General features: G+C 64.6%; 1 protein-coding gene. It reads left to right on the top strand.

Annotated elements, in window-relative coordinates:
• Positions 1 to 55 precede the first annotated feature (55 nt).
• On the top strand, positions 56 to 14998 hold the full coding sequence (locus ACO06P_RS23795; RefSeq protein WP_420347700.1) for a beta strand repeat-containing protein: 14943 nt from the start codon (positions 56 to 58) through the stop codon (positions 14996 to 14998).
• Positions 14999 to 15013: the final 15 nt, after the last annotated feature.

Here is a 15013-nt window from a genome sequence, read left to right on the forward strand (position 1 = left end):
TCATGGCCGGCTTTCGCATCTGAAAACTGGGTGTGCAAGGGGTGGGAGACAGGCCATGAAGGATGACCTTAGCCTTGGCTATGAGGGTCAGGATGACACGCCGGCTGAGTTCACTGAGGCATCGAGTATCGCCGTAGCTCAGGGCCATGCAACCCTGGTCGGGCAAGCTGCGGAAGTCGTGGATGTCTCGCGCAGCCCTCTCGGGCAGACCGTCGAAATCCAAGCCCGCGCCGGCCAGATCTACAACCTGACCTTCCCGCCGGGCGATGCGCAGGTTCAGGTCGACGGAACCGGCCTCGTCCTCACCTTCGACGACAATGGCGACGGCGCGCCGGACAGCCGGATCGTCTTCCTCGACCTGGTCACGCTGGCCGAGAGCGGCGAAGCACCGAGCTTCACCATCGCCGGCATCGAAGTGGGCGCGGAGATCTTGATCAGTCAGGCCCTAGCGCTTGCCGAGAGCGGCGAAGCCACCCTTGAAACGGCGGCGGGCCAGGGTGCCCAGGGTGGTGGCGCGACCGTGTACAGCGAAAATCTGGGAGAAACCATCGATCTGCCGGGGGCTGCGGCGGAGGTGCTCGAGGGAACGGAGCTGGAGTTTGGTCTCCTCGAGGTTGTCCCCGATGCCATCGAACTGCTTGCCGATCCGGAAGGCCTGCCGCCGCCGTCCTTGCTGATCAACGAGATTGGCCTGTCGGTCGAAATGGCGGTTCCCGACCTACCCGGCGCCGGTCCTGCAGGCCCGGTTGCCGCCGCGGCGACGCCGCCCGAGGCCTACACCTTCATCGAGGTGCTGAACAACGGCGGCGCAGCGGTTTCGACCGAGGGCCTGGTGGTTGAGCTTCTCAATCCCGCCGGTGACGTCGTTTCCTTCGCGGTGCCGGACGGGATCACCATCCCCGCCGGCGGCTTCGTGGTCTTCTACCAGTTGGCCGGTGACGGCCTTGACGACGGCCTTGAGACGGTGGTGGTGCGGATCTTCGATGCCGACGGCACCGTTGTCGGCGGTCTGGAGATCCCGGCGCAGCCTTTCTGGGGTCTGGGTGGGGATACCACCCAGGCCATTGCCGTGAATCTGGTGTTCACCGACGGCGAAGGGATCACCGGGTCCCTCGACACCTTCGCCGCCAATCTGACCCAGGGCGAGCTGGGCGGACTGACCGGGCCGGATTTTACCGGCGCGCCTGACGGTTTCGGCTCGCCGCTGCTGAATCTGACCTTCGAGACCTTCAACGGCCGCTTGACCGGCGGTCATCGGATCTTCTCGCGCGTCGATACGACCGACAGCGACAACCCGACCGACTGGACCATCGGCAGTATTGCTACCGACGGTCGCCTTAATGACATCAATACAAACGATGAGTCGGCGCAGGTTGATGCCAATGCCGTTGATGCCAATGCCAGGGATCCACTGAACGACGATCTGAACCCGGGCCAGGACAACCCCGATCCCCTGGCCGGCCAGGACTTTCTGCAGGCGGCGGATGCCGGAAGCGAAGTTCTTCAGGGCGGCGGCGGTCCGGATTTCCTCTTGGGCGCCGGGGGCGGCGATTCGCTCTACGGCGGCGCGCAGGGATTGCGCGGGCAGCAGGGCGATAAAGCGCAGAACCAGTTCCAGCAGGTTCTTGATTCCGGGGTGCTTGAGGGCGGTGCTTCTGCAGGTCTTATCCAGGCTCCGCTGTTCAACGACCACAATGATTTCCTCTTCGGTGAAGCCGGCGACGATGCGCTCTATGGCGGTGCCGGCGGCGACTATCTGATCGGTGGTCAGGGCAACGATTCCCTGGAGGGCGGCAGCGGCGACGACGAGATCCACGGCGACGGCTCGGAAGAGTTCGGCGGCCTGCCGGACGACGACCCTGACCATGCCGGCGCGGATTTTATTGCCGGCGACGCGATGAACAACGTGGGGTCCATTCCGGGTGGGTCCGCCGTCGACGGCGCTGCAGCCATCGCAGTGCTGGGCGGTAATGACACCATCGTTGCCGGCAACGGCGATGACGCGGTTTCCGGCGATGCCCTGGCGGTTGATGCCGAAAGCGCCGAGGCGGTGAGTTACTCCGACAACAGCGTCGTCCGTCCGCTCGACGGTACGAGCGAGACTGACCGGGGCTTTTCCAACGATGCCCTCCATGGCGGTGCCGGCAACGACAGGATTGCGGGCGATGCGGCGGCGATCGTTTCCGGAGAGGGATCGCCCGCTGCAGCCGAAGCGACCGCCTACAACCTCGGCCTGAACGACGGCGAGAGCACGGCAGCGATCGGCAGCGATACCATAGACGGCGGGGACGGCGATGACCTGATCGCCGGCGAGGCGCTGGCGGATGCAGGTGGCGGGAGTGGTTCCGCTTCGGCGACAGCCCTGAGCCAGAATCGCAGCGACCGCGCGGAGGCCGTGGCCGGCAACGACGGGATCGACGCCGGCGCCGGCGCGAACACCGTCGCCGGCGACGCCCTGGCCCAGGGCGGCAGCGCCTCGGCGACGGCCCAAAACACCGCTGACGGCAGCGGTTCGGCAGGCAACGACAGTCTCACCGCGGGGGATAGCGCCGACAGGCTGTCCGGTGATTCCCTGGCCATCGGTGTAACCGGTGCCATTGCCCTGACCGAGAACCTTGCCGAGGCCGCGGGCAGGGCAGGCAGCGACGACATCGATGCCGGTGCGGGCGACAATCACGTTGCCGGCGACGCGATGGAACTCTCGGCTTCCCTCGCAAACGCCAACACCCTCAACAAGGCCGATGAGGACGGCAGCAAGGCTGGTGACGACACGATAGCGGCCGGCAGTGGCGACGACTCCGTCGCCGGCGATTCCTTCGCCGAGGGCTTCGACGCCAAGGCTTACAGCAGTAACGTCGCCGACGATGAGAGCTCGGCCGGAAACGACGTGATCCGGGCCGATCAGCTTCCCGCTGAAGCCGGTAACCCAGGCGGCCCGGCGACGATTGTGGATGGCGACACCGGTTTTGAGCCCAGCGGCGACGGGGGCGGGGGTGTCGAACTTCCCGCCGACGGCGATCATGTGGATGTGAACGGCACACTGGCAAGCGCCCAGGTCATCGCGCGCACCGACTTCGGCGTTGCACCGGATGCGACCGTCGGTGACGACGGCGGTCCCCGGGTGCGGATCGAAGGCAAGATCAACGCCGTGAACGATGCCGACTTCTACCGTGTCGAACTGAAGGCTGGCGAAATCCTCACCCTGGACGTCGACTTTGCCTGGGGCCAGGGCGATGGCTTCGACCCGGCGGTCTGGCTGCTGGACGCCGACGGCAATGTCATTGCCGATAATGACGATTCCGGCGAGGAGCTGGACCCGGGCTCGTCGCGCTTTAATGGAGATGAGTACGACTCCTTGCTGACCTTCATCGTCCCTGCCGACGGCGTCTATTACTTTGGAATCGTCAGCAGCGGTAACGACGTCAATGATGGCGGTGCCGTCGATGACGACGGCCGCGACACCGGCGACTATGTGATCCAGGTCGGGATCGACGGTTTCGATGGCGCCAACGGCGGCAGTGGCGACGACGTCCTTGCCGGCGATTCGGCGGCTTTTGCCGATGCCGGGGACGGGTTGGCCGAGGCCACCACCGACAACACCGCGAACAGTCAGAGCAGGTCTGCAACGAGCGCCGGCAGCGACTTGATCTTCAGTGGTGATGCCGAACGGGGCGACATGGTCGCCGGCGAGTCGCTGGCTCAGGGTTATGACGCCAAGGCCTTTGGGAACAATGCAGCCAACAGCGATAACCAGCGGCCCCGAGGCGATATCGGCGCCGGCAACGACACCGTCGTCAGTGGCGCGGGCGACGACACCGTTTCCGGCGGTTCACTGGCGAAGGGTGCGAATGCGACGGTTGAGCAGGCCAATGCCGCCAGTGGCTTCGGGCGCGCCGGCAACGACTCTCTTCAGGCCGGCGAAGGCGCCAACCGTTTGGCCGGCGAAGCCCAGGCGATCGGTATCGGCAGTGGCGCCACAGCAACCGCCACTGCCAGTAACACCGTAGGCTTCCGCGCCGGCCAGGCGGGCAACGACACGATGATCGCCGGCAGCGGCGACGATACTGTTTCCGGCGGCGCCCAGGCGATCGCGCAAGGCACGGCTTTGGCCAAGCAGGCCAATCTGACGCCTGAAGGCCGTGGCTCTGTCGGCAACGATACCATCACCACGGACGATGGCGGTGAGGTCGAAGGTGGCGACGATGTCGTGGCCGGCGATGCCCAGGCGATTTCGACCGGCGGCGACGCCACGGCGACGGCCGAAAACGGTGACAGCCTCTTCAGCGGTGACTCCATAGGTAACGATGTCATTGCTACCAGCGGGTTCAGTCTTGCGGGCGACCGGGTGGCGGGCGACGCTCAGGCCGTCGCTGCCGGTACGGCCACGGCGACCGGCGCAAACTATGCCGGGCAGGGCGCCCCGGTCGGTGGCGACACCATCACCTCGGCGGAGGGTGCGGACAGTATCTCGGGTGGCGCGCAGGCGATCGGCGCGGCCTCGGCTCTGGCCAGCCAGACCAACCATGCCGAGAGTCCCAACAGGGGGCCCACCGCCGGTAACGACGTGATCGCCGCGGGTGGGGGCGCCAACCGGGTGGCGGGCGATGCGCAGGCGATCTCCGATGGCGGCACGGCCTCGGCTGTTGGCGACAATTTCGCCTCGAATCTCAATGCCAGAGCCGGCAACGACGACATCACCACCGGCGGGGCGGCAGATTGGGTTTCCGGTGATGCCCAGGCGATCGGCGCGACCTCTGCGACAGCGACCCAGACGAACCGGGCGCTTCGCGGTATTGCCGGTAGCGACGATATCGATGTCGGCGGCGGCGCCAACCGCGTGGCGGGCGATGCCCAGGCGATCTCCGATGCCGGCACGGCCTCAGCCACCGGCAGCAACGACACCAGCGCCGCGGACGGCTTTGGCCGGGTGGGTAATGACAATATCACCACCGGCGGCGCGGCGGACCGGGTTTCCGGCGATGCCCAGGCGATTGGCGCGACCTCCGCCGAAGCCCGGCAGACCAATACGACGAACGGCGAAAGAAACCAGGCCGGCAACGACGAGATCGATATCGGCGACGGCGCCAACCAGGCCGCCGGCGATGCCCAGGCAATCTCTTCGGGCGGTGCTGCAACGGCTTATTGCACCAATACGGCGGACAACAACGATGAGACGGGTTTCCCCAACACTGCGGGCGACGACAGGATTACCGCAGGCGCCGACGGTGACAGCGTTTCCGGCGGCGCTCAGGCGATCGGCGCGGCCACGGCCACTGCCCGGCAGACCAACACCGCCACAGGGTTTGGGAGCCATGCGGACGGAGACAGCATCGACGCCGGCGGCGGTAACAACGCGCTGGCGGGTGATGTTCAGGCGATTTCCACCGCTGGGTCGACCGATGCCCGTGGCAGCAACAGTGCTGAGGACAACGGCGTTTCCGGCGGCGATACCATTGAAGCGGCCGGCGGGGCCGACACCATCTCCGGCGATGCCCTGGCGATCGGCGCTGCCGGCGCTACGGCAGTGCAGACGAACGAGGCGACGGTCAGCGCCACCAATCTCGGCCCTGGAAGGGCGGGCAATGACTCCATAACGGCCGATCTTGGCGGCGGTAGTGGTAACGATGACGTGGCCGGTGACGCCTTGGCGGTCAGTACCGGCGGCAATGCCACTGCCATGGTCACGAACGCGGCGACTGTGAGGGGTTTGGCGGGGAACGACGAGATTCTTGTTGCTGGCGGCAGCAACCGGGTGTCAGGCGATGCTGTGGCGATCAGTCTCTCGCCCGGCGGTACCGCCACGGCGGTCACCGACAATACGGCTGAGGTGGAGAGTGGCGGCATCGTTGGCAGCGACTCCATTACAGCCGGAGACAGCGCGGACATCCTTGCCGGCGACGCGCTGGCGATCAGCGCCGACGGCGCCGCCTTCGCCACCGCCACCAATACCGCCAGCGAAGGCGGCGTGACCGGCAACGACACCATCAGCGCGGGGGCCGGCAACGACACCATTTCGGGCGACGCGCTGGCCGACGGCGTTTCGGGTTCTGCCTCGGTAGATGGCGGCGGCAACGATTCGATCCTCGGCGGTGCCGGTAACGACCTGATCGCCGGCGACGTGCTGGCCCTGGGCGGCGCCACGGCGGAACTGAACGCCGCCGCCGGCGACGACACGCTCTATGGCGGTATCGGCAATGACACGCTCTATGGCGACAGCAACGATGCCGACGACAGCATCGGCGGTGATGACGATCTTTACGGCGGTGCCGGCGACGACGTCGTCTATGGCGGCGCCGGTGAGGATTTCCTCGACGGGGGTATCGGCAACGACGCCCTCTATGGCGGCGCCGGGATCGATACCCTTGTGGGCGGTGAGGGCAGCCAGGATACGCTTTACGGGGGTGCCGGCGGCGACCTGATCTACGGCGACACGCCAGACGATCTCGACCCAACGAGCGGCGACGACGACCTGCTCCACGGCGAAGGTGGGAACGACACGCTCTATGGCGGTGGCGGGGCCGACACGCTGTCCGGTGATGGCGGCGCGGATACGCTCCATGGCGATGCCGGCAGCGACGTCGTCTCCGGCGGCGCTGATGATGATTTTCTCGATGGCGGCGCTGGTGATGACAGCGTCTATGGCGGCGCGGGTGACGATACCGGTCTCCACGTCGTCGATGTGGTGGGGCAGGGCACGGGCAACCTCTACGACGGCGGCCTGGGCCTGGACAAGCTGGTGGTCACCTACGCGGCGCTGCCCAACGAAACCGCGATTCTGGAACTGCAGGAGATGCTGGCCCTGCTGGATTCCTTCAGTGACCCGGCGGCGGACCGCGACCCGCTCGATTTCGGCGGAGCTTCCTGGGGTAACACCACCAACGGCTTTGCCGACAACAGCTTCGACCTGGACGGCGACGGCTTCGACGACATCACCGTGGCCGACTGGGAAAAGGTCGAGATTGTCGTCGACGGTGAGGTCGTCGAGAACCTCTGCGAACTCGGCGCGGAGCGGATCGAAGGCGACGACACCGGCGAGAACATCAACGGCGGCGCCGGCAACGACACTATCTTTGGCTTCGGCGGCAACGACAACCTCTATGGCGGCATCTGCCATGACGACCTCTACGGCGGTGCGGGGAACGACTTCCTCGACGGCGGGGTCGGCAACGACCTTCTCTATGGAGAGGCCGGTGAAGACACCCTTATCGGCGGCGAGGGCAGCCAGGACACGCTCTACGGCGGCGGCGACGACGACCTGATCTACGGCGACACCCCCGACGATGCCGACCCGCAGAGCGGCGACGACGACCTGCTCTACGGCGGCGGAGGGAGTGACAGACTCTTTGGCGGTGGCGGTGACGACACGCTCTACGGCGGCGGTGACGTCTCTGGGATTGACGCCCTCGTCGGCGGGGCCGGCAATGACGTCATCTACGGCGACGATGCAGAGTCCCAGTTTATCGCCGGTGAGGATGTTGGGCGGGACAACGATGTCAGGGCGAATACAGCCGAGACCAGCGACGGTTATGCAGCAGCCGGTACCGGCAACGATCTCATTCTTTTCGGTACCTCCGGTAGTGACTATTTTTTCATCTCTGGTGGCAACTTTACTTTCGCCGATGGTTTCGGAGCGCTAAGCAATGTTGCGGATGTGAGCGGATTCGGCGGCGAGGCTAAGGCTGGTGACGACACCATTACCGGTCTTGGGGACGGCGGCTGGATCGCCGGAGATGCCCTGACTATTGGGACCCCCTCGTCCTCCACGGCTGTTGCGACCAACTGGACAGAGGCGACAGCCGGCGTGTTCGGCGACGGCCGAGCCTCGGCCGGCAACGACCGCATCGCCCTGCCATTGAACGCCGAGACGGGCCCCTACGGGTCGCTCATCGCCGGCGACGCCTTGAGTGCGGCAATACTTGGTCCATCAATGGGCGCCACTTTGGCGGAGAACACTGCCCTAGCAAGCAGGGGTGAAGCAGGTTCTTCTGTTGCGCGATCGGGCAATGATGATATTGGCATTGGCAACGGAGAAGGCTTCGTTGCGGGCGATGCGCTGACCTTCGATGCCGGTTTCGGTGAGGCCCAAGCCATCAATACAGCGGCGGTTGAGGGGGATGGCGCAGCATCGGCGCGCGCCGAAGCCGGAAACGACACCATTCGAGGTGGTGATGGAAACAAGGTCGTCTCCGGCGATGCCATGGTTTGGAATGGGTTATTTAGGGATGTCTCGCTTGCCGTCGTTCTGACTGAGAACACGGCAGATGGGGCCGGCAGCCGGGCCGGCAACGACAGCATCGTTACCGGTGCAGGTGACGACCTCATCGCCGGCGATGCCCTGGTCGATAGTGGCCGCGCCGTGTCGGCGACGGTGACGAATACCGCCAGTGACGGCGGCGTCGCGGGCAGCGATACCATCGACGGCGGCGCGGGCAACGACACCATATCCGGCGATGCACTGGCCAAAGGCACTTCCGGTTCCGCGGTGGTGAACGGCGGCGGTGACGATTCGATCCGCGGTGGGGCCGGTAACGACCTGATCGCCGGCGACGTCTTGACGCTGGGCGGCACCACGGCGGAACTGAACATCGCCGGCGGTGACGACACGCTCTATGGCGGGATCGGCAGCGATACGATTTACGGCGACAGCAGCGATACCGATGACAGCATCGGCGGTGACGACTTCATCGACGGTGGGGACGATAACGATCATCTCTACGGCGGTGCCGGCGACGACACGCTCTATGGCGGCGCCGGGGATGATTTCCTCGACGGCGGCAGCGGCAACGACGCGCTCTATGGGGGTGGCGGTGCGGACACCCTGATCGGCGATGAGGGCAGCCAGGACACGCTCTATGGCGGCGCCGAGGGTGACCTGATCTATGGCGATGCCCCCGACGATCCCGACCCCACGACCGGCGACGACGACCTGCTCTATGGCGCTGAGGGCGATGACACGCTCTACGGCGGCGGCGGTAACGACAGCCTCTATGGCGGCGCGGGTGCGGATCTTCTCTACGGCGGCATGGGTGACGATGCCTTCTACGGCGTCGACGGCGATGACGACATCACCGACAGCGGCGGTAACGATACCATCTTCAGCGCCTTTGCCACGGTGCTGGGTCCGGGCATCGAAAACCTGGTGCTGACCGGCAGCGACAACGTGGACGGTACCGGCAATGACCTGGACAACAGCCTGACCGGCAACAGCGGTGACAACCTGCTGAGCGGCCAGGACGGCAACGACACCCTGATCGGCGGCGGCGGCGCGGATACCCTCGTCGGCGGCGCCGGGGACGACTGCTATGTCGTCGACAGCCTCGACGATGTGGTGACCGAGCAGCCGGGCGAAGGCCGCGACACGGTAAAGGCCTCCATCACCTATACCCTGGGCGAGACCCTCGAAAACCTGGAGCTGACCGGTGAGGCTGCCATCGACGGCACCGGCAACGATCAGGACAACAGCCTGACCGGCAACGACGCCGACAATGCGCTCAGCGGTCTGGAGGGTGACGACACGCTGGCCGGCAACGGCGGCGATGACACTCTGGAAGGCGGCGCGGGGAACGATTCCCTCGACGGCGGCGCCGATGACGACCTGCTGCGCCACGATGTCGAGGCCGGCGACAGCCATGACACGCTCTCCGGCGGCGAGGGCTTCGACACCCTGGCGCTGACCTTCGAAGGCAGGCCCGAGGGTCTGGCCCTGTCTGAGCTGCAACGGCTGCAGGCCTTCATCGAAGACAACGCCGCCGGCGGCGGGGACAACGGCGTCTCCGAAAGCTTCGACCTGAACGGTGACGGTAATAACGATCTCACGGTGCAGGATATCGAGAACCTGACCGTGGTCGTCGGCGGTATCGAGGACCCGCAGGCCGGCGACAACCGGGTGCTGACCAACATCTTCGACCGCGCGCCCATTGACATCCCCTTCGCGGCGTTGCTGCTAAACGACAGCGAGACACTGACCATCATCGGCATCGGGGCCGTTACCGGCGGCACGGCGGAACTGGTCGATACCGACGGCGACAACCTGCTCGACGCGGTGCGCTTCATCGCCGGTGAGGGCGGCGCGGGTTCCGCCAGCGTCGAATACATCACCTCCGACGGCTTCAACGAACGCAGCGCCACGATTGACATCGATATTCAAACCGGCAACTTCATCAACGCTTCATCGGCGGACGAGATCGTCATTGTCGACCCCGACATCTCCTCCAACCAGCAAGCGCTGGGGGGCAACGACTACATCGTCGGCGCCGCCAATGGTGAGAACATCCTGCAGGGGAACGAAGGCGACGACACTCTCTATGGCGGCCTGGGTGACGACACCCTGTTCGGCGAGCAAGACAACGACCTTCTGTATGGCGGCGAGGGTAATGACAGGCTGTCAGGCAGCGTAGGCGACGACACGCTCTACGGTGGTGCCGGCGACGATGAACTGGATGGTGATGGCAGCAACGCCGACCTCGGCGCCGATCTGATCTACGGTGAAGGGGGAAACGACGATATAACCGCGCGGGCCGGCAATGACACGCTCTATGGTGGGGTCGGCATGGACTCCCTGGATGGCGGCAATGATGACGATCTGCTCTATGGCGGCGAAGATGCTGATCGGTTGCTCGCGCGCTCGGGCAACGACACGCTCTATGGCGACGCCGGCGACGACAGCCTGAGTGGCGGCGGGGACAGCGATCTGCTCTACGGCGGCGATGGTGTGGACACGCTGCTTGGCGGCGATGGCAATGATACTTTCTACGGCGGTGTCGGCATGGACTTCCTGGATGCTGGCAACAATGACGATCTGCTTTACGGCGGCGAAGATGCTGATCGGTTACTCGCGCGCTCGGGCAACGACACGCTCTATGGCGGCGCAGGCGACGACAGCCTGAACGGCAGCGCCGACGATGATCTGCTCTACGGCGACGATGGTATGGACACGCTGCTTGGCGGTGATGGCAATGATACGCTCTACGGCGGTGTCGGCATGGACTTCCTGGATGCTGGCAACGACGACGATCTGCTCTACGGTAACGAGGATGATGACAGACTGCTGGCACGGGCCGGCGACGATACCCTCTATGGCGGCGCAGGCGACGACAGCCTGAACGGCGGCGCCGACGATGATCTGATCTATGGCGACGGCGGCGTGGATACACTGCAAGGCGGCGAGGGCAACGACACGTTGTACGGTGGTCCCGGCGGCGACAACGACAGCCTGGCCGGTGGCGGCGGCGATGATGTCTATTTCGTCGACAGCGCCGGCGAGCGACTGCTGGAGGCAGAGGGCAGCGGCACTGATACGGTGATCACCTCGGTCAGCTTCGACCTCGGTGACGACCCCAACCGTCGCTACATCGAAAATCTGGAGCTGGTTGGGGAAGCAATCGAAGGCCTCGGCAACCGCTCTGCCAACCGGATTACCGGCAACGACAAGGACAATGTCCTCTATGGGGACGAGGGTGCCGATACGCTCTATGGCGGCTTCGGCGCAGATACGCTGACCGGCGGTCGCAACTTCGACACCCTTTATGGTGGTGAGGGTGACGACAGCCTGGACGGCAGCAGCGGCAACGACGTTCTTTACGGCGGCCTCGAAAACGATACCCTTTTCGGCAACATCGGCGCCGACCTCCTCTACGGCGACGAAGGGTCCGACAGCCTGGATGGCGGCACCTCCGGCGATACGCTCTACGGCGGCGACGGCGCGGACACGCTGATCGGCGGGGGCGGCGATGACCTGTTGTACGGGGACGGCGGCAATGACAGCCTGACCGCCGACGCGGGCAATGACACGCTCTACGGCGGTGCGGACGAGGATACCCTCTATGGTGGTGAGGGCGCGAACCTGCTGTACGGCGGGCTGGGAGACGACGTTTTCTACGGCGTCGACGGCGACGACACAGCCGAGGGTGGCGACGGCAGCGATACGCTCTATAGCGAGGTCGACGCCGTGCTCGGCAGCGATATGGAAAACCTGGTGCTGACCGGCACGGACGATGCTGATGGTACCGGCAATGCCCTGGATAATGTCCTCACCGGCAACAGCGGCGCCAATCTGCTGCTGGGCCTGGACGGTGACGACACGCTGAACGGCGGCGGCGGGGCCGACACCCTGGACGGTGGGGCCGGCAACGATTCCGTCGATGCCGGCGCCGGTGATGACGTCGTGGCCCACAGGGTCGGAGCGGGCAATTCGAACCGTTCTTTTGACACGCTTGATGGCGGCAGCGGCAACGATGTCCTGGAGATAAGCTTCGGTCCTGCACCCAATGCCATAAGCCTGGACGAACTCCGCCGTCTGCAGCGTTTCATTCAGGACAATGGCGACAACGGTGTAGAAGGGCTCTTCGACCTGGATGGCGACAGCATATTCGATGTCGCTGTGAAGAACTTCAATCGGCTGGTCGATGTCGATGATGTGCTCCAGCCCCCGGCGGCCCCGGGCAAGCCGGTGCTGAGCAACATCGCGGACAACTCGCCGATCGTGGTGCCCTTTGCGGCCCTGTTGTCGGGTGGCGCTGCCGGTCTCTCGATCGTTGCCGTCTCCGGCGCCGCCGGTGGCACGGCCGCACTGATCGACACCGACGGGGATAGTGAATTCGATGCAGTGAGCTTCACCGCCGACACCAGCGGTGCCACGACCGGCAGCTTTGTCTACACCGTCCGCAACGCGCTGGGTGAGGAGTTCCGCCTCAGTGCGGAAGTTGGAATCGTCAGCGGCGGTCTTGTCAATGGACTTGACGTGGACCAGGTCATTATCGGCGGACCCAGCGGTTTCAGTAACATCTTCGGCGGTCAAGGCGACGACTACATCATCGGGGGAACCGGTGTGTTCAGTTTTATGCTCGCCTACGGCGGAGACGATACGGTCTACGGCGGTGAAGCGTACAGCCAGGTGGATGGCGGCTCCGGTATGGATCTGATCTATGCCGGCAGCAACGGGGGGAATCTGTATGGCGGGGAGGGCAATGACACGCTCTTTGGCAGCGGCGCTGACGATCTACTTTCCGGCGATGAGGATGACGACCTACTTTACGGCGGTGCAGGGGGCGATACTCTTTTCGGCGGTGAAGGCAGCGATACGCTTCTGGGCGAAGGGGGTGACGACCTACAACTCGGCGACGCCGGTGACGATACCCTGCTGGGCGGTGCCGGTGACGACACGCTGGTCGGCGGTGACGACGAAGACCTGTTACTCGGCGGAGAGAACAATGACGTTCTCTATGGCGACCAAGGTAACGACAGGCTTATTGGCGAGGAAGGGAATGATACACTCCGCGGCGCCGCTGGCGATGACACGCTGATCGGCGGCGAAGACGACGATCACCTTTACGGAGGCACCGGCACCGACACTCTGTTCGGTGGCGTTGGCGGCGATAGCCTCTATGGAGACGTTGGCGACGACGTTCTTCTCGGTGAAGCCGACAACGATGTTCTTATTGGTGGTTTCGGCAAAGATACCCTGCTGGGCGGTGAGGGATCAGACACCCTCAACGGCACCTTCGACGATGACACCCTCTATGGCGGGGCCGGTGACGACCGCCTGATCATTGACGGGGACGACAGAATCTTCGAGTTCGACGGCGAAGGCAGTGATACGGTCGTCGCGAATTTCAACATCGATCTGAACGATGACGTCTACGACCACATCGAAAACGCGGAGTTGCAGAACGCCGCCGCGGCGCAGCGTCTGGAGGGCGACGAGAACGCCAACAGGCTGACCGGCAACAATTTCGACAACCAGATCGGCGGCCGGGACGGCGACGACACCCTCTATGGCGGTGGGGGGAACGACTTCCTCCTCGGCGACGCCGGCGCCGACGCACTCTACGGCGGCCAGGGCAACGACCGTTTGGTCATCGACGAATTCGACAGTGTCACGGAGTTCTCCGGGGAGGGCAACGACACGGTGGTCGCCAGCTTCAGCGTCGATCTGAATGACCCGGACTTCAACAACATCGAGAACGCGGAGTTGCTGCAGTCAGCGGGCGCCGGTAGCCTGACAGGGGATGACGGCGCCAACAGGCTGGTCGGCAATGCCTTGGATAACACCTTGCGTGGCAATGGCGGCAACGATGTCCTCTATGGCGGCGCCGGGAATGATGTCTTGAGTGGTAACGCCGGCAGCGACACGCTCTACGGCGGCGCGGGTGACGACCGTTACGACTACGATGGTACCGACAGCCTGATCGAACTGGCCGATGAAGGCAACGACACGGTCTTTACCTCGGTTGGCGTCAACTTCAATAGCGCCGGCTTCGACAACATCGAGAACGCGGATCTTGTCGAAGCAGCGGGTGCCGCTAACCTCACTGGCAACGATAGCGACAACAGGCTGGATGGGAACAGTTTCGAGAACTTCCTCAATGGCGGTTCCGGGAATGATACCCTCTACGGCGCTGGCGGCGACGACACCCTGAATGGAAGTGATGGCGCGGATCTTATCTTTGGCGATGCCGGTGACGATCTCATCTACGGCGGTCTCAGTGCTTCCGACGGTGACGACTCCCTCTACGGCGGTTTCGGCGATGACCGCCTACTTGGCGATTTCGGCAACGACTTTATAGACGGCGGCGCCGGGAGAGATCTGATTAGCGGCGGGTCCGGTGACGACCGGATCGTTTTCGATAGCGAGGACGGCTCAGTCAGCGGCGGTGGAAACCTCGGGGACACGGACACCCTGTTGATTGACGGGGTGGCGGACTTCATCCAGCTGGCCGATAACTGGGGCGGTTTCGAAGTCCTTGACGTGACCGACGGCGAAACCAACGACGCCATCGTTCTAAACCTGGCAGAAGTGCTGGATATTACGGATACAGGCCCCAGCAGCGAGTTGATCATCCTCGGGGATGGCAACAGCAACAGCGGAGCATCGGATTTGGTGAATCTCGTCGGCAATTGGACCGAGGGTGCAACATCCAATGATCTGACCACCTACACGCTCAGCAATGCGACGGTCAGGGTCGACGTCGACATTTTCGTTACCGTCGACGCCAGTTAGGCCCGGCCTGGGGGT

The sequence above is a fragment of the Pelagibius sp. genome (genome assembly GCF_965227505.1).
GTDB lineage: Bacteria > Pseudomonadota > Alphaproteobacteria > Kiloniellales > Kiloniellaceae > Pelagibius.